General features: G+C 62.5%; 19 protein-coding genes. 9 read left to right on the top strand and 10 right to left on the bottom strand.

Annotated features, from left to right (window positions below; translation table 11 throughout):
- Positions 1-115: 115 nt before the first annotated feature.
- The 3 genes from uxuA to NMG80_RS20435 all read right to left on the bottom strand — a co-directional run bounded on the left by uxuA (position 116) and on the right by NMG80_RS20435 (position 4,076).
- On the bottom strand, positions 116-1,324 hold the full coding sequence (gene uxuA / locus NMG80_RS20445) for a mannonate dehydratase (protein WP_254019764.1): 1,209 nt from the start codon (positions 1,322-1,324) through the stop codon (positions 116-118).
- 71 nt (positions 1,325-1,395) lie between these two features.
- The gene (locus NMG80_RS20440; RefSeq protein WP_254019763.1) at positions 1,396-2,502 is read right to left on the bottom strand and encodes a glycosyltransferase; all 1,107 of its coding nucleotides are present in this window, start codon (positions 2,500-2,502) and stop codon (positions 1,396-1,398) included.
- 8 nt (positions 2,503-2,510) lie between these two features.
- Positions 2,511-4,076, bottom strand: coding sequence for a GumC family protein (locus NMG80_RS20435; RefSeq protein ID WP_254019762.1), 1,566 nt, complete (start codon positions 4,074-4,076; stop codon positions 2,511-2,513).
- Between the two features lie 171 nt (positions 4,077-4,247).
- On the opposite strand from NMG80_RS20435, the gene NMG80_RS20430 reads away from it, so the two are divergent.
- Positions 4,248-5,555, top strand: a complete 1,308-nt coding sequence (locus tag NMG80_RS20430) for a VpsF family polysaccharide biosynthesis protein (protein WP_254019761.1) — start codon at positions 4,248-4,250, stop codon at positions 5,553-5,555.
- 17 nt (positions 5,556-5,572) lie between these two features.
- Here the strand turns inward: NMG80_RS20430 and NMG80_RS20425 are convergent, their stop codons facing one another.
- Positions 5,573-6,952, bottom strand: coding sequence for a glucosamine inositolphosphorylceramide transferase family protein (locus NMG80_RS20425; protein WP_436798642.1), 1,380 nt, complete (start codon positions 6,950-6,952; stop codon positions 5,573-5,575).
- A gap of 263 nt (positions 6,953-7,215) precedes the next feature.
- On the opposite strand from NMG80_RS20425, the gene wecB reads away from it, so the two are divergent.
- The 3 genes from wecB to NMG80_RS20410 are packed head-to-tail and all read left to right on the top strand — an operon-like array spanning position 7,216 to position 10,494.
- Positions 7,216-8,370 carry a non-hydrolyzing UDP-N-acetylglucosamine 2-epimerase gene (gene wecB, locus NMG80_RS20420; protein ID WP_254019759.1) on the top strand — a complete coding sequence of 385 codons (1,155 nt, stop codon included), beginning with the start codon at positions 7,216-7,218 and terminating at the stop codon, positions 8,368-8,370.
- Positions 8,363-9,694 carry a UDP-N-acetyl-D-mannosamine dehydrogenase gene (gene wecC, locus NMG80_RS20415; RefSeq protein WP_254019758.1) on the top strand — a complete coding sequence of 444 codons (1,332 nt, stop codon included), beginning with the start codon at positions 8,363-8,365 and terminating at the stop codon, positions 9,692-9,694. The genes wecB and wecC overlap by 8 nt, the downstream gene beginning before the upstream one ends.
- Positions 9,691-10,494 carry a WecB/TagA/CpsF family glycosyltransferase gene (locus NMG80_RS20410; RefSeq protein WP_254019757.1) on the top strand — a complete coding sequence of 268 codons (804 nt, stop codon included), beginning with the start codon at positions 9,691-9,693 and terminating at the stop codon, positions 10,492-10,494. Before wecC ends, NMG80_RS20410 begins: the two co-directional genes overlap by 4 nt.
- Positions 10,495-10,574: 80 nt before the next feature.
- Here NMG80_RS20410 and NMG80_RS20405 read toward each other — a convergent pair whose 3' ends face one another.
- Positions 10,575-12,014, bottom strand: coding sequence for a lipopolysaccharide biosynthesis protein (locus NMG80_RS20405; protein ID WP_254019756.1), 1,440 nt, complete (start codon positions 12,012-12,014; stop codon positions 10,575-10,577).
- A 165-nt stretch (positions 12,015-12,179) separates the two neighbouring features.
- Here NMG80_RS20405 and NMG80_RS20400 point away from each other — a divergent pair, with 165 nt between their 5' ends.
- Both NMG80_RS20400 and NMG80_RS20395 read left to right on the top strand, forming a co-directional pair.
- Positions 12,180-13,298 carry a glycosyltransferase family 4 protein gene (locus NMG80_RS20400; RefSeq protein WP_254019755.1) on the top strand — a complete coding sequence of 373 codons (1,119 nt, stop codon included), beginning with the start codon at positions 12,180-12,182 and terminating at the stop codon, positions 13,296-13,298.
- A 68-nt stretch (positions 13,299-13,366) separates the two neighbouring features.
- Complete coding sequence (locus NMG80_RS20395) at positions 13,367-14,713, top strand: phenylacetate--CoA ligase family protein (RefSeq protein WP_254019754.1); 1,347 nt, start codon at positions 13,367-13,369, stop codon at positions 14,711-14,713.
- Here the strand turns inward: NMG80_RS20395 and NMG80_RS20390 are convergent.
- The gene (locus NMG80_RS20390) at positions 14,707-15,951 is read right to left on the bottom strand and encodes a glycoside hydrolase family 5 protein (protein WP_254019753.1); all 1,245 of its coding nucleotides are present in this window, start codon (positions 15,949-15,951) and stop codon (positions 14,707-14,709) included. The two genes, NMG80_RS20395 and NMG80_RS20390, sit on opposite strands and share 7 nt — an antisense overlap.
- A 117-nt stretch (positions 15,952-16,068) precedes the next feature.
- On the opposite strand from NMG80_RS20390, the gene NMG80_RS20385 reads away from it, so the two are divergent.
- The 3 genes from NMG80_RS20385 (at position 16,069) to NMG80_RS20375 (ending at position 20,363) form a co-directional block, all read left to right on the top strand.
- Positions 16,069-17,976, top strand: coding sequence for a heparinase II/III family protein (locus tag NMG80_RS20385; RefSeq protein WP_254019752.1), 1,908 nt, complete (start codon positions 16,069-16,071; stop codon positions 17,974-17,976).
- Between the two features lie 270 nt (positions 17,977-18,246).
- Positions 18,247-19,233, top strand: coding sequence for a sterol desaturase family protein (locus NMG80_RS20380; protein WP_254019751.1), 987 nt, complete (start codon positions 18,247-18,249; stop codon positions 19,231-19,233).
- Complete coding sequence (locus NMG80_RS20375) at positions 19,233-20,363, top strand: GNAT family N-acetyltransferase (RefSeq protein ID WP_254019750.1); 1,131 nt, start codon at positions 19,233-19,235, stop codon at positions 20,361-20,363. Before NMG80_RS20380 ends, NMG80_RS20375 begins: the two co-directional genes overlap by 1 nt.
- Before the next feature lie 97 nt (positions 20,364-20,460).
- On the opposite strand, the gene NMG80_RS20370 is transcribed toward NMG80_RS20375, so the two are convergent.
- The 4 genes from NMG80_RS20370 to NMG80_RS20355 form a co-directional block, all read right to left on the bottom strand.
- Positions 20,461-21,735, bottom strand: a complete 1,275-nt coding sequence (locus NMG80_RS20370; protein ID WP_254019790.1) for a PQQ-dependent sugar dehydrogenase — start codon at positions 21,733-21,735, stop codon at positions 20,461-20,463.
- A 108-nt stretch (positions 21,736-21,843) separates the two neighbouring features.
- Positions 21,844-22,929 carry a c-type cytochrome gene (locus NMG80_RS20365; RefSeq protein WP_254019749.1) on the bottom strand — a complete coding sequence of 362 codons (1,086 nt, stop codon included), beginning with the start codon at positions 22,927-22,929 and terminating at the stop codon, positions 21,844-21,846.
- Positions 22,929-23,552 carry a cytochrome c oxidase assembly protein gene (locus NMG80_RS20360; protein ID WP_254019748.1) on the bottom strand — a complete coding sequence of 208 codons (624 nt, stop codon included), beginning with the start codon at positions 23,550-23,552 and terminating at the stop codon, positions 22,929-22,931. Before NMG80_RS20360 ends, NMG80_RS20365 begins: the two co-directional genes overlap by 1 nt.
- Positions 23,549-23,929 (bottom strand): hypothetical protein, encoded by a 381-nt coding sequence (locus tag NMG80_RS20355; protein ID WP_254019747.1) that lies wholly within the window; start codon positions 23,927-23,929, stop codon positions 23,549-23,551. Before NMG80_RS20355 ends, NMG80_RS20360 begins: the two co-directional genes overlap by 4 nt.
- Positions 23,930-23,934: the final 5 nt, after the last annotated feature.

Raw genomic sequence — 23,934 nt, 5'->3', positions numbered from 1 at the left:
CCCCCCAAGTGGGGGGATGTCCGGCAGGACAGAGGGGGGCGCTGTCCTGGGCGCTGTCCCGCCGCCATCAAACGTTCTGCACCTTCGTGACGCTCTGATAGCCGGTCCGCAGCGATCAAGCTGTCGTCGACCTTCGAATGGCATGTTCGACGCCGCGGAGTTCGGCCAATCCCTTGAGCCGACCGATGGCCGGATAGCCGGGCTGCGCCCCGCGCGTCAGGTCATCGAGGATATCCTGGCCGTGGTCGGGGCGCATCGGGATGGCGGCGTGCTGGCGGCCTTCCATCTTGCGCCGCGCTTCCTCGTGGAGCAGCGCCGCCACCACCGCCACCATGTCGGTGTCGCCGGCAAGATGCTCGTCCTCGTAGAACGAGCAGGGGGTGCCGGCCGCTTCCTTCCGCACATTGCGCAGATGCGCGAAGTGGATTTTTGGCCCCATCCGCTCGATCATGGCGGGCAGATCATTATCCGGTCTTGCGCCGAGCGATCCCGTGCACAGTGTCGCTCCATTGGCCGGGCTGTCGACCGCGCCCAGAATGTAGCTATAGTCGGCCCCGGTCGACATGATTCGCGGCAGGCCGAGCAGCGGAAACGGCGGATCATCGGGGTGGCAGCAGAGACGCAGGCCGAGGCGTTCGGCCGTAGGCACGACCTCCGCCAGGAAATCGACGAAATGCCGGCGCAGGGCGGTTGCGTCGATGCGATCATAGTTTGACAGTTGAGCCGCGAGACCGTCGAGAGACGTGTCTTCGGTCGAGCCGGGCAGACCGGAATTGACGCTTCTTGCCAGAATCTTGCGCGCACGGTCATCCATTTGCGCATATCGGCGCTCCGCCTCGGCGGCGATCTCCGGTGTGTAGTCGCCGAGCGCCGCTCGGCGTTTCAGGATATGGATGTCGAATGCAGCGAAGTCGATAAGATCGAAGCGCATGGTGGTGCCACCATGCGGCAGGCGCCAGGCAAGATCGGTGCGGGTCCAATCGAGCACCGGCATGAAATTGTAGCAGACGACCGAAATGCCGCACCGCGCCAGGTTTTCCAGCGATGTCCTGTAGTTGGCTAGATGGCTGCGCCATTCGCCGACCTGCGTCTTGATCGCTTCGGAAACCGGCAGGCTTTCGACAATCTCCCAGTTCAGTTCGCTTGCGCTTCCATCCGGCAAAGACGCGACTTCGCGCTGACGCCTTTCGATTTCGGCGGTCAGCCATACGGCGCCGTGAGGGACGTGGTGAAGGGCCGAGACGATGCCTTGCGCCCCGGCTTGACGCGCATCCGCGATGGTCACCTTGTCGACCGGGCCGAACCAACGCCACACATGTCTCATTCGAACACTCCGTTAGAAACCGCTGCGCACCCCGGTTCGGGCCCGGGGGGCATGCTTTTGGGCGACTTGCATTAGAGCAGCGCTTCGTACAGATCCCCGATCTTTTCAACTTCGAAATCCGCCGCCCTGCTTTTCAGGATGGCGGCAGAAGTGGGGTGGTCCAGCATATCAGCCATCGCCTTTGCCAGGGCCGCGGCATCGCCGACCGGCACCAAGGCGCCGAATCGACCGTCACCGAGAATCTCGCGCGGGCCATGTGGCGCATCTGTGGAGACTACCGGGACGCCCGCAGCCATGGCCTCGACCAGCACATTGCCAAAGCCTTCGCTCGTCGAGGAAAGGACGAACAGATCGGCTGCGGCATAACACGGCGCTGGGTCGTTGACGTAGCCAGCAAAGAGCACATCCGCGCCGATACCGGTTTCCTCGGCGTAGGCGCGCAACTCGGCAGCCAGCGGACCTTCGCCGAAGATGACAAGCCGAGCGCGGCGGCCGGCGCGCAGGATAGCGAAAGCCCTCAGCAAGGTCCGATGGTCCTTGACCGGCACCAGGCGCCCGGCGATGGCGATGACCGGGCCGTCGCCCATCGTCGCCAGCTGTGCCTGCCATGCATGGAAATCCTGCTGGCGCGCCGCAACCGGCGGCAGCGGATTGTTGATGACGACAACCCCGGATTTGAGAAAGCCGCGGGCCGCAAGGTCGCGGCCGACACCCGCTGAGACGGCGATGGCTTTGGTTGCGCGCGCTGCAACCAGCGCGGAAAGCCAGACCGCTATTCTCGCGCCGAAGCTGCTGGAAGGCAGTGAGGCCGCTGCGTGGAAGCTTGGAAAGAACCGCGCTCGGCTTCGCGCCAAGAGAAGCGCCAGCGCGACGACCAGATTGGCAAATTCCGGGGCGCTATAGACAGCATGCGGACCAAGGCGGCTGAACAAACGTGCGCTTCGCACAATGCCTTTCAGCGTCTCCCACTTGCCGTAACCCTCGCCCCGGATGGCAAGGTCGAAATCGACCAGATGCACGGCGGGGGAGCGCAGCGCGGCGTTGGGTCCTTCCGCGTTCCAGGTAAAAAGTGTGACATCGTGCCCACGCGATGCCAATTCGTTTGCCATGAGGACGAAGACACGCTCGGCGCCGCCGCCCCTGAGACTGGCGATGTGAAAGACAATCCGCTTCGCCATGCCTGGATTCAGACTCGGCTGACGCCGATGCCTGATCGGTTCGGCGGCTGGCGCATGTCGCGAACGATGCCCATGGCAATGGCCAGCAGCATGCCCAGAGCAAAGCCGGCGAAAGCTCCCAGCCCTGCCGTCAGAGGGGTGCGGGGCGGCCAGGAGCGCCCCGGTGGCGGCACGGCGGTGGAGATCACCTGCACATTCGTGGTGTCGATCTGCTCGCGCTCGGTGATTTGGCGCGCGCGAGACAGGAAGCTTTCATAGACCGCCCTTCTCGAGGCGGCGTCGCGTTCAAGCTCACGCAGAGCGACCTGGGACTCGCTGTCGGTGAAAACGTTGTTCTTCAGATCGTTCATCCTGGCGGTGAGAGAAGCCAACGAGGCGTTGGCCTTATCCAAATTGGCTTTTGCCGTGCCGACCGTGCGGGAGAACTCCGCCCTGAGTTGAGAACTGACGGTTTCGAATTCTGTCCTGAGCCGGACGATCGTTGGGTGGCGCGGACCAAAGGTCATGGACTGAGAATCGATCTGCTGCCGCAAGCCATTCGCTTTGTCGCGCAATACTGAGAGTGCTGCCGAAACCGCGGGGTCAGGATTGGCCCCATTGACACCGGAAACAACCAAAGCGTCGTAACTTGCCTGCGCAGCGATGACGCGCGACTGCGCTTCTCCAATTTCGCTATTGAGCTGCGTCATCGTCTGCGAACTGACAAGCTGGCCATTGCTGGCCGACAAGTTGTGGCTGCGCCTGTAGCTCTCGACCTTCTCTTCGGCTGCCTGCACGTCGCGCTTGAGTTGGCCGAGCCGGCCCTCAAGAGCAGCTGCGGCACGGCCGGCGCCAGCAGCTTCGGCCTTGGCCAGTTCTTCCTGGAAAGCCTTCACGATGGCTTGCGATATCAGTATCGCCTTGCCAGTGGTTTCGGCCGATACCGCAAGGGTTGTAACGAACGACGTTTCATCTGCAGCGACGCTGACCCGCTCCGCCAGGCTTTTTTGGGCGATAAGCTTCGGATCGGACCTGACGCCACTCGCTGCAACACCAGAGGTGGAGGCGGTCTGGTCCGGATCGAAAAACTCCGGATCGTTGGCTAGACCGAGTTCGTCCACCACACGTGCAAGCACGTTGCCAGAGGTCAAGATGCGCTGCTTGCTGCGCGCGTTCAGTATTTGGCTGTCGACCTGACCCGGTTGCGAGTAGACATCGTTTTCCACAACCTGCAAATTGGCAGGATTGATGAGGATTTCCGTCGTCACGGTGTAACGCTGTTTGCTCAGCAACCCATAGGCGGCGCCGATGACGCCGCCGGCCACTGCCAGCATGCATGCCAAGACGAGCCCGGCACGCAGCCAGACAAAAAGGCGTCGAAAATCGAGTTCAAGGAAATCGCCAATCTTGTCAAGCGTCACCGTCGGGACAGGCTCGGGTGTGCGCGGCATGACAGGGGCAGGGGGGCGTGCCATGGCTGGGGCATCCTGTTGCAGCCTTGCCCTGCTGGCGCGCCGCGCATTGGCGATCCGCTCGAACGCGCTGACGTCGGAACCCGCCGCAGAGGGAGGGGTTGTGCCGGAAGCGGCGGACATGGTGCTAACTCTGGTTATTCGCTACGCGGACCAGCACTACAGAAAGATCGTTAACATGTCATTTTCCAAGTTGGCATATTTTGCCGAGTCACGCACCGCGTCCGTTCAGCGGTCGCTTGAATGGATCTCGGTGGCCAGAATGCCGTTTGAATGCCCCCACTTGGATCGGCCATGAGCTATCCCGCTGCCGTATCGGAACGATCCAGCCAGGCGCGCCGTCAGAACGCGCTGTCGCTGCTGTTTTTCCTATGCGCTGCGTTCGCGTTCCTGCTCCGCTTCACGGTTTCACCGCAGATCATGAACATGGTCGTCGACTATACGGCCGACGGCGGTTCATTCTACGAGAAACTGCATTTCGGCACCTATGCCATCTTTCTGCTGCTTCCTATCGTCCTTTTCAGCCGACCGTTTCTGCTGCAGGGCGACGAAATTGGAATCTTCAAGGCTCTGCTGCTCTATTCTGCGCTGATTTTCGCGCTGGTGCCGTATCTGTTCATCACCGGCCGCGCGGGCTCCTCCGGGTTCGTCATCGATACCTATCTGGTGGCGGGCGCCGCAGGCCTGTTGATGCTGGCCCTGAACGCGCAAGTGCGGCGTGCTTTGGGCGACCTCGTGCTTGGGATGGTGATCCTCAGCGCTGTGATGGGCACGATCGAGGCGGTGACTCAACATCGATTTCTGCCTTACGGTCTCAACGAACTGCAATTCCGGCCAATCGGGCTATCGGCGCACCCGCTGGCCCTGGGCGCGCTCTGCGCCACAGTCATCGGATTCGTACCGCTGACGCGCTGGCGCATATGGGTGCGGGTGCTGGCGATCTTCGTATTGCTCGTCGGCTGTGCTGCATCGGGCGCACGCGCCGCCCTGTTGCTCGCTGCCGCAGAAACCCTCATTCTGCTGATGTTCGTGCCTTGGCCGCGCCTGACCCTCAAGCATCAGCGGCAGGCCAAGTCTGTCGTGCTGCTGCTCGCCGTGGCGGGCGGCACAGTGCTGGTGGCCATCCTGTTTTCGGGCGGACTGCTGAACCGATTCGGCAATACGATCTTTGACGAAAATTTCATGGCGCGGGTGACGATCTACCAGGTGTTCGGATTTGTCAGCTGGAAAGACATCCTGTTCGGCATGAACGTCGACGACCTGCTGGCGGTCGTCAACGAGAAGTTGCATCTGCCCTACATCGAGAGCGCGCCGGTGGTCATCATCATGCTCTTCGGCTTGCCCATAGCCGTGCTCTTTATCGTGCTGGTATTCTGGTTCATTTTTCGGCTGCTGCGCGGGGCGCCGCTGCCGGCATGGATCGGCACCATGACGTTCCTGCTTGCTGCGCTGTCGAACAACGCGCTCTCTTCAAAATCGCCGGAGATCACCATTATCGTGGTGTTGCTGCTCGCCTATAGAGACGCGCCGTTTCGAAGCCGGCCGGGGAGCATACTGTCGGCCGCGGCTGCATCCGAGCCGAAATTGGATCGGCCTGGATAGCGCACGCTCCAGACGCGTCAGCCGGCGCTATCCACAACCTCGAGATTGCCTGCGCGGTTAAGCGTGTGAATGCCCGCGCGGGCCCATGCCGGTCCCGGGCCGATCGGGCGGGGCGGCGCAAAACGGACGTCGAAATCGTCAAGCCGGTCCAGCCGCATCAACCCCAGACCGCCGCCATAGGCTCTCGACCCGTTTTGCACCGGCAGCACCAACGCATCGCCCTGGTCGATAAAGGCGCCGCCAGGCCGAGCGGCCGAGTGATCGACGGCGATGGGATTGAGCGCGTGCGCAACCCACGGCCCGCGCAGCGAGGGTGCGGAATAGACAGCCATCGTGTCCGACGCGCTGCCATAGCCGAACCGCTCCGTCCCCAACAGCCAGAAGCGCCCGTCAGATTCGAGCAGCGTGGCGTCATTGAAATCCTTGTCCGTCATCAGCACGGTGTCGCGTACCCAGCGATCTGGAAACTGCGCGGCGCGGTAGAGCACAAGCTCGCGCGCCGCAGCACTTTCAGGGATCATGAAAATCTCGCCGGCGTAAGCGAACACCTGCGGATACGACAAATGGTGCTTTTCCTCCAGCACCACCCTCGGCACGCCGAAGCTGCCGCCGTCACCCAATTCGGCGACAGCAATCACTCCGCGACCCGTAGCATAAGGAAATTCCTCGACAAACAGATAGTGGCGGCCATCCCGCTCGATGACGAAGGGATCGGCATAGAATCGCTGGCCATCGTCCGGCAGTACCGTGAACGGCTTACCGTCGAGCTGCCCGGTTTCGGCGACACCTGGCCCGTCGATCAGCCGATAGGCAACCTGCCAATAGAAGGGACGCCGTCCAAGCCTGAGTTTTTGCACAGCGCGATCGACCAACCCCCTGCAGAAAAAAGGCAGATAGTGCCGGACAAAACCGCCGTTCCTCAGGATCGGCGCCGGGCTATCGGCTATCGGCGCAAGTTCGCCCGCGGAAAAACGAGCTACGCTTTGCGCAACCAGCGCGATGGCCCCAGCGAGCAGGTCGTTGCAGCTGCGAGACAGCCAGAGCCGGTCGCTGACCATCGGCCGTCCCCGGGCGACTGTGACGCCGTCGAGGCGAACGGCAAGTTCGGGCAATCGCCCGCTCGCCAGCATCTCGGCCATACCGGCGGGGAAGGTGCTGCGGCCACAAAATTCGAGCGTCAGAACCCGCGTGCCACGTCGTGCGGCAGTGCCGGTGAGATCGATTACGAGGTCGGCTGGACCAGAGCCGCCAGACGGCAACGGCTCGGAGCGGCTTGCCAATGAGGGACCGAAGCGCCGGCTCTCGATCGCCAGCACACTATCCAGTCCGCGTGCGATCGGCGCAGGCGTCGGCGCGCGGCCGCTCGAAACCACGTGTCCGGCTGCGCTCAACCGCACCAGAAGCTCATTTTCCCAGCGCCGAGATCCGACTGTGTGGCCGATGATTAAAATATTAGCCAATCGAATATGTTCTTTTTCAAGCCTACTCTGCCAGGATACCTATCGGTTTGGGCTTTCATAAGAGTTACCGGGGAGGAGGTGGGCTTGGCTGTTAATCATATATTAAGATTTAAGGTCACGGAGGCGGCTTCTGCCGCTATTATAGCTGTGGTGGCGAATAATCGGCAGGTCGCGATGCCTTCTGGCGACCAGGATCAGCAATGAACGTCCTTTCACATCCAAAACTGCCGTCCAGGCAAAAATTGCTGATCGTGTTCGGCACCAGGCCGGAGGCGCTCAAATGCTTTCCGGTGGTGCGTGCCGCGCTTGCCCATCCAGGTTTCATCACCGAGACATGCATCACCGGCCAGCATCGCGAGATGGTCGACCAGGTCATCAAACTGACCGGCCTGCCGGTGCATCACGATCTCAACATCATGCAGCCTGGCCAGACATTGTTCGACGTGACCTCGCGCGTGCTGCTGGGCATGGCGGAAGTGCTGGAGAAGGCGAAGCCCAATATCGTCCTGGTGCAAGGCGACACGACGACGGCGATGACTGCGGCTCTGGCTGCCTTCTACAAGCGCATCCCGGTCGCCCACATCGAGGCAGGATTGCGCAGCCACGATATCAACTCTCCGTTTCCAGAGGAACTGAACCGCAAGATTGCCGGCGACATCGCGACCTGGCATTTCGCGCCGACCATCCAGGCGCGCGACAATCTCATCGCCGAAGGAAAGGCTGCGAGCACCATCTTCGTGACCGGCAATACGGTGATCGACACGCTGTTGCACTTTTCCGGCGTGATCGATGCCGACAGACTGATGAGCGCAAAACTCGCCGCCCGCTTCCCGTTCCTCGATCCCGCCAAGAAAATGATCCTTGTCACCGGTCATCGCCGTGAGAATTTCGACGGCGGCATCCATCGTATCTGCACGGCGCTGAAGGGGTTGGCGGTGCGCGAGGACGTGCAGATCGTCTATCCGGTCCATCCCAATCCCAATGTGCGCTCGGTGGTCAACGCAGAACTGGGCGGCGTGCCGAATATCCATCTGGTCGACCCGCAAGACTATCTGCCGTTCCTGTTCCTGCAGAAGCAGAGCTATCTGGTGCTGACCGATAGCGGCGGCGTCCAGGAAGAAGCGCCTTCCCTCGGCAAGCCGGTGCTGGTGATGCGTGAGAATACCGAGCGGCCGGAGGGGATCGCGGCGGGTACCGCCCGTCTCGTCGGCACCGATATCCAAAAGATCCTGTTGAATGCCAACAGCCTGCTCGACGACCAGGCGGCCTATCGCGGCATGGCGGAACGACACAACCCGTATGGCGATGGCCGGGCCAGTAACCGGATCGTTGAGGAACTGCTGCATCATGGCTGAGATCAAGACCGTTTCCGTTATCGGCATGGGCTATATCGGCCTGCCGACCTGTGCCATCTTCGCCAGTCGCGGGCTCGACGTCATTGGCGTCGATGTCAACGAGGCGGTGGTCGAGAAGGTCAATCGCGGCGAAATCCACATTGTCGAGCCGGACCTCGATGGTCTGATCCAGAAGGTTGTAGCCAACGGCAAGCTCAGGGCTTTCACGACGCCGCAGCCGGCGGACGCCTTTGTCATCGCCGTGCCGACGCCGATGACCGAGGACCACAAGCCTGACGTGAGCTATGTGCTCGCGGCGGCACGAAGCATCGCCTCGGTGCTGAAGCGGGGAGACCTTGTGGTGCTGGAATCGACATCGCCGGTCGGCACGACGCGCACCATGACCGGACTGCTTGCCGAGTTGCGGCCCGATCTCAGATTTCCTCTCGTGCATGGCGAACAGGCCGATGTCCTGGTCGCCTACTCGCCCGAGCGGGTGTTGCCGGGAAAGGTCCTTACCGAGCTGATCAACAACGATCGCTCGATCGGCGGACTGTCGCGCAAGTCGGCGGAACGCACGGCGGCACTCTATTCGACCTTTGTTGCCGGTGACCTGTTCACGACCCAGGCCGAAAGCGCGGAACTGGTGAAGCTGACCGAGAACGCGTTCCGCGACGTCAATATCGCCTTTGCCAACGAGCTTGCGGCAGTGTGCCAGGATCTGTCGCTCAACGTCTGGGAGGTGATCGATCTCGCCAACCGGCATCCCCGCGTGAACATCCTGCAGCCGAGCCCGGGGGTCGGCGGCCACTGCATTGCGGTCGATCCGTATTTTATCATCGATGCCGCGCCCAACAGCACGCGGCTGATGGCTTCGGCACGCCGGATCAATTCCGAGCGTCCCTTGTCGGTGGTCAGGGACATAGAAGCCTTGCTCGACCCATCCCGCAAGCAGACGATCGCTTGCCTTGGCCTCAGCTTCAAAGCCAATATCGACGATATGCGCGAGAGCCCGGCCGTCGAGGTGGTGAAGCTTTTGTCAGATATTCCCAACCTGAAGATCATTGCGGCCGAGCCCAACGCACACAGGCTGCCGCATGAGCTCGAGGGCAAGGGCATTGTCTTCACCGACGCGCTCTCCGCCATCGACCAGTGCGATATCGTCGTCCTGCTGGTCGACCATCGGCAATTCAATCTGGTCGATCCCGAAGCGCTCAAGGACAAGAAGCTCATCGACACCAGGGGTTTGTGGACCTGGCGCAAGGCACGCAAGCCCGACGCCCGCATCGAAGGCAAGAAATCAGCGCTCGAGGCGCTTCCTGCAAGTGCAGAGGAGGCCGCATGAACACGCACGACCCGGCATGGGCGCAGCATCGTTTGTTGGCGTCACGGCGCCGGGAATTCCTCGGCGCGCCCATCCATGCGCTGACCATGGCCGAGACACTGGCCATCGCCGATGAGGCGATGACCCTGCGGCGGCCGCTGCATCATGTGGTGGTGAATGTCGCCAAGCTTGTGAACATGCGCAACAATAGCGAACTGCGGGAGGATGTCGCGACGGCGGATGTGATCAACGTCGACGGCATCGGCGTGCTTTGGGGGGCGCGTCTTTGCGGCGTCGCACTGCCTGAGCGGGTGGCCGGCGTCGACATCATGATCAATCTGCTGAGCCTCTGCGTGAATCGTGGCTTCAGGCCCTTCCTCCTGGGCGCCGAACAATCGGTTCTCGATGCGGTTAAAATGCGGCTTGCCAGGGATCATCCGGGTCTCGTCGTCGCCGGCATGTGCAATGGCTATTTCAAGCCGGAAGACGAGGCCGGCCTCGTCGAGGCGATCAATGCTTCGGGGGCCGACTGCCTGTTGGTGGCGATGCCGACGCCGCGCAAGGAGCGCTTTCTCAAGCGCTATCGTGACGAACTCACCCCGAGTTTCGTCATGGGCGTGGGCGGCAGTTTCGACGTCTATGGTGGCAAGGTTGCCCGGGCGCCAAAACTGGTTCAAGCGGCCGGTCTGGAGTGGTTGTTTCGCGTGGCACAGGAGCCGCGACGCTTGTGGCGGCGCTACTATGACACCAACACCGCCTACGCGGCGCTGCTGTGCCGGGAGTTATGGGGCCGTCGGGGAGGCCGGAAGGTCGATCTATGAATAGCGATTACAGGGCGCCGGCCTTGGGCTGCTGCATCGATCCGAAGTCGGAGCCGTTTTTTCAGGACTACCGCACGGGTCTATGCGAGCCGCAGCCGCGCCCTCAGCTTGGCTACGAATTGCATCGCGGCGGCAGGGTAGACCAGCCAGGTCAGCCCGAAAAAAACCACCGCGCCAGCGGCGCCGCCCGCGACGAGCGAGAAAATGGCCGGCATCTTGCCGAGTAGAGCGCTGGCCAGGCTGGCGGCCAGCCCGGTGCTGAGCGAGATGACGACCGAAACGCCGATGTCGCGCCATGGCACCGGCACCGGCGTCAGCCGTTCGCTGATGACGATGCAGGCTAAAAGGCCTGTCAGCGATCCGCCTGCCAGCGCCAAAGCAGCGCCGACCTCCGCCATCGGCGGGATCAACAGCACGGACAGCGCGATTGTCGCCACCGAGCCGAAGGAATTGGCGATGATCAGCAGCCACGGCCGCTTGTGTGCGTGCACCACAGTGCCATAGACGAAGCTGGCGAGATTGGCACACAGCACGCTGAAGGCGATGATCGGAAAGAGCAGGCCGAAACGGCCGTGATATTCGGAGGGCAGCAGGAGCTGCGTGATATCGCTGCTGAGTGCGACCAGCATCGCAGCAACCGGCAGGCAAAGGCGCATCATCAAGGCCATCAACTGCGACAGCAATCGGCCCGATGCCGCGGGCCCGTCGTCATCGAACCGGCTGACCACCTCGGGAAAGGCGCCCATGTTGATGGAATTGGCGACCATATCGATCGGCTGGCGGGCCAGTGCATAGGCTGCGGCGAAGATCGCCACTGCGCCGGCATCGTAATAGATCTTGAGGAACACACGCTCGGCGCTGTGCAGGCCGAAGCCTACCAGTGCCATGATAACCAGGGGCACGCCAAGGACGAAGAACTCCTTTTGGGTGAAGCGTGGCGGACCGGCAACGACGCGTCGGGATGCCATGATGCCCGCCACGATACCGGCGACTAAAACACCGAGGCTCGAGCCGAGCGATACCGTCAGAAAGGAATCTTGAAACATCACGATGGCGCCGATCGGCAGCGCCAGCTGCAGCACGGCGCGCAGGAACTCGAGCATCGAATAGACGGAATGACGCTGCTGCATCTGCAGCACCGTCAACGCGTAGCGGCCGATGGAACCGGCGATCAGGTAGCTGCAGACGGCGACCGCGAACTCGATCCAGCGCTCCGGCACGATCACTGCAGAGGCGACCACGGATATGATCAGCGCCAGCGCCGTGCTGGCAAGCAACACCCGCCCGGCCAGCATCAGGCTGCCGCGGCTGACGTCGCCTTTGCCGCCAAGCCTGAGCAAAGCGATGCGCAGCCAGTTGGTGACCGCAATGTCGGTCATTTCGCCGACGGTCACCACCAGGGTCAGCAGCCCATACTCGGTCTGGTCGATCAACCGCGTTACGATGACCAGCAGGAGCAGCGCGGAAATCCGCGTCAGCAGGATCGCCGGGGCATAGATGAGCGTGGAGCGCAGCAGCAAACGGTTGTCCCCGGAAAATTCCGCCTCGACTAACCGTCGACCGGCGGAAAATCCAGCGCGACAGCGGCGAAGGGTGAACAGATTCAGTTTGAACTAAAAGATTTGCCGTAAACTTACCGGGAACGTTTTCTTTGTGGTTACGCTGTCCGTGCTATCCAGAATACCATGCTGCAGAGTCTCTTACCCGATCGAAAAATACATGTCCTGGTCGCGACCCCGTCGGGTGGGTCGGGGCAGGGCGGCATCGACCGCATCATGGCGGCGCTCGATCGCGAACTCCAACGACAGGGAGATGGAAAAGTCGAAGCGCGGTTCCTTCCCAGTCGCGGTTCGGGCTCGGTCGCGCTGTCAGTCTTCTATATGATTGGCTTTTGTCTTCGGATGTTGGTCGCGCGTATTGCCGGCCGTGCCGACGTCGTTCACATCAACGTATCGAGCTTTGGCAGTACCTACCGCAAGATGGTCATCGCGAGGTGCGCGCGATTGCTCGGCATCCCCTATGTGTTGCATTTGCATGGAGCTGAGTACCAGACGTTCTGGAAGGAAAACCGCAGCTTCATGAGCCGCCGCATCCGGCATATGTTTGAGCATGCCGATCGGATCGTGGTTCTGGGCCGTATCTGGCGCGACTTCGTCACTGCACGGGCGCCAGGCGCGGCTGGGAATATAGTGATTGTGGCCAATGCTACCGAAGTGCCGTCCCTGGCTCATGTCGGTGGTGGAGACAGCGTTCACATCCTGTTCCTGGGCCGTATCGGCGACCGCAAGGGCGTGCCGCAATTGTTGGACGCACTGCATCGCATGAGGCCTGTCAAGCAGTGGCGCGCCACAATCGCCGGCGATGGTGACGTCGAGGCCGTGCGGGCAAGATCGGCCGGGCTGGGGCTTGCCGGATGTATTGCCTTTCCAGGCTGGGTGGGTCCGAACGAGGTTGGATCGCTGATTGCTTCGGCTGACATTCTGGCGCTTCCCTCCTTCGCCGAAAACCTCCCGGTCTCGGTCATCGAGGGAATGGCCTCCGGCCTCGCGGTGGTAACCACGCCTGTCGGCGCCGTAGAGGACATCATCATCGACAAGAAAACCGGGTTGCTGGTGCCGCCCGGCGATGTGGCGGCGCTGACCAAGGCACTGACAGAACTGGTTGACGACACGGCGTTGCGCGCCCGTCTTGGCTCGGCTGCCATGGCGGTGCACCGGGAACGGCTTGAGCTTTCATCCTTCGCGGCATCGATATGCCGTGTGTGGGATGAGGCGGCAAACGGCAGGCCCGGAGCAAAATCATGAATTTTCTTGACGTAGCGCGCGGTGCCTATGTGCGAAGCCCGACAGCGGTCAGGCGGCTGCTGGCGCCTGTGCTGGCGCTGGCGCCAACTCGGGTGAAATTTGGTGCGACCTATCGGTCATGGCGGACCCGGATCGCCAGGGCCGCCGAGGATCCTGTCTATGCCGGGCAATTTCATCTGGCCGCGCTGCGCGCGCTGTTGCGGAAAGCCCATGCGGGCAGTCCGTTCTATCGCGAGTCGATCGACCAGGCCCTCGGTCCTGGCTTCGATCTGTCGACGCTGGGACTTGCCGACCTGCGTCGCCTCCCGGTCCTGTCCAAGGACATCCTGCGGATGGCTGGAACTGCAACGTTGGCGGTGCCGATCGCCCAACTGGATGAGGCCTCCGGCAATGGCTCCAGCACCGACAAGCCATTTCGCTTCTATCTCGATAAGGATCGGAGCGCCCGCGAGATGGCATTCGTCTACCACGTCTGGTCGCGGATCGGTTATGATGAAGGCACGGCGCGCGTCTGCTTCCGCGGCTTCAGCCTCGATGCCACTGGCAAGCGACTGCATGAATGGGACCCGGCACTTCGCGAGCTAAGGCTCTCTGTCTTTCCAATGACGGTCGACGACGCCGATCTCTATCTCAACCTGATCGACGCGCGGGGCATCACGTATTTTTATGGCTACCCCTCGGCCATAGAGCTGTTTTGTCGGCATATGCGCGTGCTTAACCGAGTACCAAAACGGCCCGTCAAGGGCATGATGATGATCTCAGAGCCAGTCCATCCCCATCAACGGGAGATCATCCGAAGCGTTCTTGGCAACGTACCGCTGTCCTGCTTCTATGGGCTCAGCGAAAAGGTGCTGTTCGCCGAAGAAACGCCCGGAGCCCCCGGCACCTACGAGTTCAATCCTCTCTACGGCCTCGCCGAATTGGTCGATGCGGCAGGCGAGCCGGTAACAGAGACAGGCAAGGAGGGAAGGCTCGTCGGCACTGGCTTCCTGTCGACCGGCATGCCTTTCATCCGCTACGATACCGGCGACTCTGCCCGGTTGGTGGAATTACCGAATGAGGCAAACGGCCAGCGGCTTAGAGTCGAGGCTGTCATGCCGCGCCGAAACGTCGACTATCTGGTGACCGCCGACGGCGGCCGGTTGGTGACGACGCACCTCGTGCCCGACGGTCCCGCATTCTTCGACGGCATAGAGGAGCTGCAATTCTACCAGGACCAGCCCGGCGAGGTATTGATTCGCTATATCCCGACCGCCGGGGCGGCACCTGCCTGCGCCGCGCGACTCGCCGAGACGTTGGTCAACCGCACACACGGTCGTATCCGGTTTTGCCTGAAGGCGGTGGACCGCATTGCCGCCGGGCGGGGCGGCAAGCGGGCGCTCATCAACCAGCAGCTCGACATGTCGCGTTACTGAGACGCAAGACCCAGCGCTCGTACCAGTCCGGCATCAGGTACGGGCGGTCCGTCGGGACGGATCAGCGACATCCCATGGGGATTGGCGAATTCCCAGACGGACCAGGGTATCGCGTAGTGTTCCGCCTGCTGGCGCACCGCTTCGAGATAGCGCAGACGGTCAGCGTCGAACGCGCCCATGCGACCGTCCGCAGACATGAGGATGACGCCGAATTCGCCCATGAACAGGCGCCGGCTGGGAATGCCATGCGCCTCGGCCCAGTCGACCGCCTGACGGAAGCTCGCCTCGAGTTGGCTCCGCCCCCAATTGTGCTCGAAATACCGGGCGATTGCTTCACGCGCCGCGACCATGTTCATCACCTGCTCGACCGGGCTCAAGCCGGCGGCGTCCATCTGCGCCTTAAGGGTTTCGGTCACCTTTTCGGGCGTGCTGCTGTCGGCCGGCCAGGGCAGGCCCGAGGCGAAAGCGCCTGTCCCGTCGGACCGCTGGTGCGTGAAGCTGTGCGGCTCGTACATATGGAAGCTGTAGTAGAGGTTCGGATCGTCAAAGCCCGGGGTGAGATTGACCAGTCCGGCAATGCTGCCGCCACAGGCGCCTGTTGCGACTATGGTCAGTTCGCTGCTGACTGCGCGAATATCGCGGACCGTGTCGGCCATGATCCGCTGCCAGTCATCGCTGCCGCTCGAATCGCAGGGGTAGTATGCCGGCTCGTTGTAAGGCTCGAGCGCTACCTTGTCGGCGCCGATCCTGGCCAGCATGGCGGCGACTGCCACAACCATTTCGCGATAGCTGGCAACGCCTTCGCTGTCGGCACCGTCATAGATCATCTCCATGCTGTAGGCCGGAACCTGGGTGACGCCGTGCAGGTCGAAAACCACCTTGAGGCCGGCCGACGTGACCCGCTCCACGGCGGCGGCAAGTATGTCCAGCGCCTGCTGCCGTTTGGCGCCCCGGCTGGCAAGCAGAGGACCGGGATCGACGCTCAGCCGGACGAAGTCGAAGCCCATCGACCGAATGCGCGCAAACGCGTCGCGGGGCCAATCGGTGAGCGGCCTATGTCCAGCGCGCCACTCCTGCTCGCTGCGATAGGGCGGCCAACGGTAGGATCCATCGTCCTCCACCGGCGACCAGTTGAGCCATTCGTGCACGCCAACGCCGCGCTGCAGCGGGATCGGCGCAGCGTTGGCGGCTATCGCCATGCCGAGCATCCACGCTGCAACAAAAGCCGTCCTGCTCATCGCCACTCTTTCCGTTTCATGGTCGGAGATATTAACCGCAGGATCGGAAAAGAGGATTGCGGTCGCGCGGCTTTTCGACAGCATGGTATACAAGAATCGAAATCCTGGTGGAGCGGTATGAGAATCGGCTGGTACATCAACCGGTTGCGCAGCATGGAGCCGGCTGAGATGTTGCACCGGCTGGGCGAGCAGCGTCGAAGGATCGCTTCGCGCCGCCGCGACGGCGGCTGGCAGCGTTATGCTTCGCCCCGGTTGCATCCGGTGCTGCGCGGATTGCGCGATGCTGTGCTGGCTGCGACACCGGCACAGCGGCAAGCCATAGCGGCGGCGGCGCAAAAAACGCTTGGCGGCGAGTTTTCCGCACTTGGGCGGACATGGCCGCGGCGCGATCCCGTTCGGCTGTTTCCTCCCGAGCTTTGGCGCCTTGATCCGGTGACCGGCAGGCTTTGGCCGGGTGCCGAGGCCCATGCTTTCGATATCGATTTTCGCCATGGCGGCGGCCGCGGCGATGTAAAATACGTGTGGGAGATCAACCGGCTGCATCAGTTGCCGCCATTGGCCGCCCACCTGCTTCTCGCCGGCGACGACCAGTCCCGGAGGGCCATAGAGGCGGCGATCGACAGCTGGCATTCAGCCAACCCGCCGTTTCGGGGGGTTGGCTGGGCCTCCGGCATCGAAGTCGGGGTGCGTGCCATCAGCCTGATTGTCACCATGGACCTCGTCGGCGACCGATTAGCCGCGGCGACACGGCAGCAAGTGGGCGAAATGCTGGCGGCAAGCGCCTATTGGCTGCCGCGCTTCCCTTCCCGGTTTTCCTCCGCCAACAATCATCTCGTCGCAGAACTGGCTGGCGAGTATCTGATCGGCCTGGCGTTGGGGGCCGCACCCGACGCTGCACGCGGCGCCCTCCTGGCTGAGGCGCGCAAGCAGATTCTCGCCGATGGCGCCGGTGCGGAGCAGACCCCGACATACGCGGCCTTCACCGCCGAACTCATCTTGCTGTGCGCCGCTGCGGCCCGCCAGGCCGGAACGCCGTTTGCCTCGTCCGTCGAAGCGCGTCTGGCCGCTTTTGCCAATTTCGTCGCCTGGCTGCCACCAGCCGCCGGCTTTGGCGACAATGACGAAGGTCGCGTGCTGACGCTCGGGGACGAGCCGGACTATGTCCGATCCGTCGCCGCCGCCATCCATAGCTTTCTACAGATGCCGGGCAACGCAGCGGAGGCCGACGATTTTCGGGCGCTTGCCTTTGGCACGCCGTCGGAACCGGCACCGGCGTCGCGTGGGCTGCAAACGTTCACGCAAGGCGGGCTCTCCGTCTGGCGCGGCGAGATGAACGGCCGCAGCATCGATCTGACATTCGACCACGGCCCGCTCGGCTATCTCTCGATAGCGGCTCACGGCCATGCCGACGCGCTGTCGCTCACCTTGTGCATCGATGGTGAGCCGGTGCTGGTCGACCCCGGCACCTGGCTCTACGGTTCGGGAGGCGTCTGGCGCGACTGGTTTCGCTCAACACCGGCGCATAACACGCTGAATATCGAGGGCAAAAGCCAAAGCATCATCGCCGGGATGTTCAACTGGTCGCACAAGGCGGTTGCGAGATTGGTGGAGAGCGAGCCGGGAACGCACTGGAAGCTGCGCGCCCGCCATGACGGGTATAAAAGCCGCTTCGGCGTCGTGCATCAGCGCACCGTGACGCACCAGGCTGACGGCATCGTCGTGACCGACCAACTGCTCGGCGGCAGGAGCGTGGCCGAGGTCGTCTTTCAACTCGCAGCCGGTCTCGGCACCGACCGGGACGAAAACACGGTCACGGTACTGCGCGACGATGAGCCGCTGATAGCCATGCGCTTTCCGGACGCTGCAGTCGACATCCGCGCCGGCGGCGACGCACCGGGGCAGGGCGGTTGGGTTTCGCCGCGTTTTGGCGTCAGGCAGCCGGCCGAACGCATCGCCTGGCGTGGCGAAGTGGGCGAAGACGGAATTTTGATCCACCTCGCGGCAATCCCGCCGCCGCTACGATAGGGGGCCACTACGATAGGGGCCGCTACGATAGCGACCGGCGCTGCAGCAGAGCGGCCTGTCCGGTGTTCCGGCCGTATTCGAGATTAATTACATCAGGACATTTAGCGTTTTGTTACGGTTGAACTGCTAGTCTGGCGCAAATCCGGCATGCTTTTGCTCGTTGCAGCCGCAATAGCCACCTGGTTGCCGGCAACATGCAGTGGGTTTGGCAAGTTTTTTGCTTCGCAATTCGCCGGACGGCCATTTTACGGCCCAGGAGCCACCGCACCGATGTTTTCTGAATTCGCCGGATTGATTGTGGAAAAGCTTTCGAACGTCAATCTGGTGACGCTCGGCCTCCTGTTTTCCACGGCACTGGGGAGCGCGGTGGTCGCTTACTGGCGGACTGTCGAGCATAAATCCCTCAGGGACTTTTTCGATTTCGCTTTCCCGGCGGAAGTCATCCTGCACCCGTCGGCGCGAGCGGATGTCCTATTTTGGGTCACCAAACGGACGATAATGCCATTCCTGCTCATTCCTGCCGGGGTCACCTTCGTTGCCGCCGTAGGCTATGGGACGCACCAGGCAATCGGCTGGCTGCTTGATATTCAGGCGCCGCTCATCAATGGCCCGGCCGGACCGGTGACGATCGTCATCTTCACCGCAACCATGCTGATCGCCTACGACATTTCATACTATCTCTACCATGTCGCCCAGCACCACTTCCCGTTCCTGTGGGAATTGCACAAAGTGCATCATTCGGCCGAGGTGATGGTGGGAATCACCAAGGATCGGGTTCACCCGCTGGACGATCTGATGAACCGTATTTGGGATGGCGTCATCCCGGGGAGCTGCTTCGGCATCTGGAGCCTGATCGCGCTCGATCCAGTAGAGATCGCCATCTTCGGCGTCAACGTCTATGTCATCCGCAACATCCTGATGATGGACTTTGTTCGTCATACCCATTTCAAGATTTCCTTCGGCCCGTTGAACAAAATCATCTTGTGTCCGCACTGGCACCAGGTGCACCACAGCATCGACCCTCGCCACTACGACAAGAATTTTGGCCTGCTGTTTTCGTTCTGGGATCGCCTCTTCGGGACGCAGTTTGTCCCGGATCCGGATGAAGACCTCAAATTTGGCCTGATCGATCGCGATGTGCGCGACTATCAATCGCTGTTTGGGCTTTACATCCTGCCGCTCAGAAAGATGGGAGGGCATGTCGTCAGACCGTTCCGGAGGCGTCCCGATGCCATCGCACAGGATCGTTCCCCTTGATGAACACCATTGTTTCGATTGACGCTTCGAGCGCAGAGCGCCTGGAAGTTGTCCGTTCGGCGGATCGCCTGGCTGCGATCGAAGCCGATTGGGTGCATCTCTGGCATCGCACCGATGGGCTGGTCTTTCAGAGTCATGCCTGGATTTCGGCCTGGTGGAATACCGTGGCGGACCGTGACCAGCGCGCGCTGCGGATCGGCCTGGTCTGGAATGGTGACAGGCTCGTTGCTGTCTTTCCCATGGCGATCGGCAAACGCAAAGGCCTGCGGTTTCTCGAATGGGCGGCTAGCAGCTATACCGACTACGGCGATATTCTCGTTGCTCCGGAATGCTCGCTATCGGCGCTGCAGGACGTATGGGCCCGGATCTGTGACGCCGGTGGCTTCGATATTGCCTTTCTCAATCGTCTCTTGCCGGGTGCGGCGGCCCGCAAAATTTTCACTCCGGATACCTCCAGCGGAATCAGGCTTCGCCCCAATCACAGGGAGGAAGTCAGCTATCGCGTCGCCGGACAATGGGCGAGCGGAGGAGCGTGGTTCGCGGAGCAGTCGAAAAAGGCACGGCAGAACTATCGGCGCGGCGTCAAGACGCTGGAAGAAGCCGGGGAAATGAAATTTCGCCTGCTTGCGCCAGACGAGCCACTGCAGCCGGTACTGGACCGGCTCTCTGCCCTGAAGCGCAGATGGCTGGTCGAGCGCAAGCGTGAATCGCAACTTTTCGAAGAGGGAGCGCCGGTACTGGCCGCACTCGTTGACGCGCTGGCGCGCGCCGGCGTGCTGCACATTTTCGTACTTGAATGCGATGGCGCGATGGTCGCGGTTTCCATCAACTTCGTCCAGCACCACACCATGATGGCGTTGGTGACCACTTTCGATCCGGATTTCAGCCAGGCGTCACCGGGCATGATCCTGATGATGGACTACATACAGTGGTCGTTCGATCACGGCTTAAGCACGGTCGATTTCCTGTGCGGCGCAGAGGCGTTCAAGCATAAATTCGCAACGCAGGGCGTTGTCCTGCAATCCGTTCTTGGGACGCGCACGGCGCAAGGCTCGCTCGCTTCCCTTGCCGATCGTATGCGTCAGAGGGTCCGGCATGCACGCGGGCGCGGATTGGCAACGACAGCTTGATTTTCGGCTTGATCGGTGCCGGAACGCCGTGTTCGACCGGCAATGGCAAGAGGTGTCCTATCGCTTCCCTCATCGGGTCGCCGGCAGCACAAACCGCTCAAAGTGCCGATTGCGTCTGAGCTGGAACCACCCGCCAGACCTTGTTGCCGACATCATCCGCCACGAGAAGGGCGCCGCGCCGGTCTATCGCTACGCCCACAGGACGGCCAAAAGCCTTGTCGTCCTCGCTCAGGAAGCCGGTGAGGATGTCCTGAGGCGGGCCTGAGGGCCTACCGCCGGTAAACGGCACGAAAATCACCTTGTAGCCGCTGCGCGGCCTGCGGTTCCACGAGCCATGCTGCCCGATGAAAGCGCCATTCCTGTATCGAGGACCGAACAGGTCGCCTGTGTTGAAGGTCAGTCCCAATGAAGCCGTGTGCGCCCCGAGCGCATAGTCCGGCTTGATCGCCTGGGCGACGAGGTCGGGCCGCTGTGGCTTGACGCGATCATCGACATGCTGGCCAAAATAGCTGTAAGGCCAGCCGTAGAAGCCGCCAGCCTTTACCGAAGTCATGTAGTCCGGCACCAGGTCGCTGCCGATCTCGTCGCGCTCGTTGACGGCGACCCAGAGCTCGCCGCTTTCCGGGTGCCACGACAGGCCGTTTGGATTGCGCAGGCCGGAGGCGAAGACACGCGTCTGTTTCGAGGCGAGATCGATCTCCAGCACCGCGGCGCGGTTCTCCTCTTCCTCCAAGCCGTTCTCGCCGACATTGGAATTGGATCCGACCGTCGCATAGAGCTTCTTCCCGTCTTGCGAGGCGGTCACGTCCTTGGTCCAGTGGTGGTTCGTTCCCGCGGGCAGGTCGACAATTTTCTCCGCTGATGCGGTGATCTCGGTCGCACCCTCCTGGTAGGGATAGGCCACAATTGCATTGGCGTTGGCGACGTAGAGCTTGCCGTCAAGCAGGGTCATGCCGAATGGCGAGAACAGCCCGGTGAGGAAGGCGGTTTTGGTTTCTGCCACCCCGTCGCCGTCCTGATCGCGCAGCAACGAGATACGATTGGCGCTATGCGTTCCCGCGCCGGCCTGACTCTGGAACAAATTGACGAAGAAGCGGCGTATGCTGAAGCCCTCCTCCGGCTTGGGCGGCGCATTGCTCTCGGCCACCAGCACGTCGCCGTTTGGCAGCACGTACAGCCAGCGCGGATGGTCGAGCTCGCCGGCAAACTCGTTGACTGCAAATCCCTGGGCCGCGGTCGGCTTGGTGCCCTGCGGCCACGGCGTGGCCTTGGCGACATGGACAGTCGGTAGCCAGGTGGGATTGGGCTCCGGCAGGGTCGGGTTGGGGCCATAGGTCTCCGCGATCGGAACTGTCGCCTCTTCGCGGGACATGAAGAAGACCGCTCCTCCGGCGACTACGACAAGAACGACCAGCATGAGAAGGGCGGCAAGCAAGTTTTTCACCAGAACCTCGAAAACGTCGAAAGAACGCAAACGCGCCTATCGCGCTGCGGTTGCGGACGGAGCGGCCGATCGGGAGAAATAGGCCGCAAGCGCGCGGACGTCGTCATCCGTCAGACCCTTCGCCGCATTGGCCATGAGATGGCCGAAGCGCGTTCCGCCACGCTTTCCCGCCCTGAACAGCCCAAGCTGCGCCTCTATATAGCGCGCCGGCTGGCCGGCGATGGAGGGATAGAGCGGGCTGCGGTCCTGTCTTCCGTGACAGCCGAGGCAGGCGGGCACGTTGGCCTCCTTGACGCCCCTCTCGGCGATTTCCTTGCCACGCCGCACAAGTGCTGGTTCGCCCCCGCCGCCGGGGTGCATCGCCGGCAGGGCTGCGAAATGCTTGGCCAGGTCCGGCCAGAACTGAGGCCCTGCCTCAATGGCGGGCAGGCTCATCAACCCGCTTGCCCGGCCTTCCTCGGCATAGGCACGCAGGCTTTCAAGGAGATAGGCCTCGCTCTGCCCGGCCAGAACGGGTATCGCGGGACCGCGCCCAAGGCCGTCCTTGCCGTGGCAGCGGGCGCAATCCGCCAGCGCCTGCCCTAGGCTTCCGCCAGCGCCTGCAGGAGGCGCAAGCCGTTCGCCATAGGCGAGATCACGATAGGTGGCTTCGTCCATCGACGGCAGTTCGCGCAGGAAGGCGACCATCGCCCAGACCTCGTCGTCACGTTCCTGCGTCGGCCAGGCCGGCATGCCGGTGAAACGCACGCCGTGCTTGACGATACGAAAAAGTTCCGCGTCCGACCATTCGCCGATGGTCCCGGCAAGGTCAGGTGGCTGCGGCAGCATTCTCATGACGACAGGAGATCGCGGCTCGCCCGGCGCACCGTGACAGATGGCGCAGCCGCGCGCGAAATGCCCGGCGGCCGGCTGGACCGCATGCCGCGGCAGCGCCTCTGGAACATCGACCGCCAGGGCATAGGTGCGCACAGCCGATCGCATGGCGAAATGGAGAAACCATTCCGTGATCTTCCAGTGGCCGCTCGAGGCACCGACATTGAAAAAGCCGATCCAGGCCGCCAGCACCACGACGAAGGGCAGAATGGCAAGAGCGATGGCGAGCTTCTTCCAGCTGATATGCATCAGACCGTCTTCCGCGGTGGTGTGGCGAGGATGCGCGCGAAAAGCGTCAACCCGCCGGCCAGGTAGACCGCAGCGCCGACCAGAAGCATGATTACGCCGCCAAGCTCCTGATCCTGCTGGGCGGAAAGCGCGACGCCGAAGCAGCTTGTCTCGCCGGTCCCATAAAGCGGCCTCGGGGTCAGCGCCAGCAGCGCGCCGAGCAAGGTCATGTGGATGGACGTCAGAAGCAGGGCGAAGGCGGCGGCGGCATTGCCTGCGGTGTCCGAGCCGCGGCGCGGCAGGCAGGCCAGCCACAGGAACAGCCCGGTGGCGAGGAACGTGACCTGCTCGACAGCGGTTGCAAGCAGCGAGCTTTGCGCCAGAGCCCGCAAGGCCGGCGCGTGCCAGGACCAGACGATTATGAGTTCGACGAGGGAGGCGGGGAGGGCGAGTGTGAACGCCCGGCTTGCATCTGGTGTCGGTCCGAGCCGGATCCCGATCGCCATCAGCGGCGCGGCGATCGCCACCACTCCCATATGCGCCAGCATGTGCGCCGAAAACGAAGCCCGCCAGGCATCGAACAGCGGCCCGAGCCAGACCAGGGCGAGGACGAGGATGCCGAGGATGAGGCAGGCGCGTCTCATCGGATACACTCCGTCAGGAACAATGCGGGCAGCGCGGTGAAGATCACGGCGATGAAGCTGAGGCCCGAGAGCAGCAGCGTCGCAAAGCCCTGGAACAGGGTCCGGTCGCGTCTCGTCGGATCGTCATGCGGCGGATCGTCCGTGCCGAAGCCCCATTGCTGCCAGGCGAGCCATGCTGACAGCGCTATCAGCGAGAGGGCGATCACAGTGGCGGCGGCGATGCCGGCGCGCACAGCGCTGAAACTTAGCTCGACAAGCTCGGGCTTGGCGCAATAGATCGCCGCGCCGATGTAGCAAACAAGGAAATGCGCAGCCCACACCACAGGCGCGGTGAACAGCGTCCAGAGCGTCTCGATCTGTTTTGGGACGAGCCGCATCGCCG

This window comes from Mesorhizobium escarrei, from assembly GCF_935825525.1.
GTDB classification, from domain to species: domain Bacteria; phylum Pseudomonadota; class Alphaproteobacteria; order Rhizobiales; family Rhizobiaceae; genus Mesorhizobium; species Mesorhizobium escarrei.
The sequence above is the reverse complement of the archived record's forward strand: the minus strand, read 5'-3'. Positions and strand labels throughout refer to the sequence as shown.

Coding starts and splice junctions, on each gene's coding strand:
- uxuA (WP_254019764.1), bottom strand. CDS start 1,324: ATGAGACATGTGTGGCGTTGGTTCGGCCCGGTCGACAAGGTGACCATC.
- NMG80_RS20440 (WP_254019763.1), bottom strand. CDS start 2,502: ATGGCGAAGCGGATTGTCTTTCACATCGCCAGTCTCAGGGGCGGCGGC.
- NMG80_RS20435 (WP_254019762.1), bottom strand. CDS start 4,076: ATGTCCGCCGCTTCCGGCACAACCCCTCCCTCTGCGGCGGGTTCCGAC.
- NMG80_RS20430 (WP_254019761.1), top strand. CDS start 4,248: ATGAGCTATCCCGCTGCCGTATCGGAACGATCCAGCCAGGCGCGCCGT.
- wecB (WP_254019759.1), top strand. CDS start 7,216: ATGAACGTCCTTTCACATCCAAAACTGCCGTCCAGGCAAAAATTGCTG.
- wecC (WP_254019758.1), top strand. CDS start 8,363: ATGGCTGAGATCAAGACCGTTTCCGTTATCGGCATGGGCTATATCGGC.
- NMG80_RS20410 (WP_254019757.1), top strand. CDS start 9,691: ATGAACACGCACGACCCGGCATGGGCGCAGCATCGTTTGTTGGCGTCA.
- NMG80_RS20400 (WP_254019755.1), top strand. CDS start 12,180: ATGCTGCAGAGTCTCTTACCCGATCGAAAAATACATGTCCTGGTCGCG.
- NMG80_RS20390 (WP_254019753.1), bottom strand. CDS start 15,951: ATGAGCAGGACGGCTTTTGTTGCAGCGTGGATGCTCGGCATGGCGATA.
- NMG80_RS20385 (WP_254019752.1), top strand. CDS start 16,069: ATGAGAATCGGCTGGTACATCAACCGGTTGCGCAGCATGGAGCCGGCT.
- NMG80_RS20380 (WP_254019751.1), top strand. CDS start 18,247: ATGTTTTCTGAATTCGCCGGATTGATTGTGGAAAAGCTTTCGAACGTC.
- NMG80_RS20375 (WP_254019750.1), top strand. CDS start 19,233: ATGAACACCATTGTTTCGATTGACGCTTCGAGCGCAGAGCGCCTGGAA.
- NMG80_RS20370 (WP_254019790.1), bottom strand. CDS start 21,735: ATGTCCCGCGAAGAGGCGACAGTTCCGATCGCGGAGACCTATGGCCCC.
- NMG80_RS20365 (WP_254019749.1), bottom strand. CDS start 22,929: ATGCATATCAGCTGGAAGAAGCTCGCCATCGCTCTTGCCATTCTGCCC.
- NMG80_RS20360 (WP_254019748.1), bottom strand. CDS start 23,552: ATGAGACGCGCCTGCCTCATCCTCGGCATCCTCGTCCTCGCCCTGGTC.
- NMG80_RS20355 (WP_254019747.1), bottom strand. CDS start 23,929: ATGCGGCTCGTCCCAAAACAGATCGAGACGCTCTGGACGCTGTTCACC.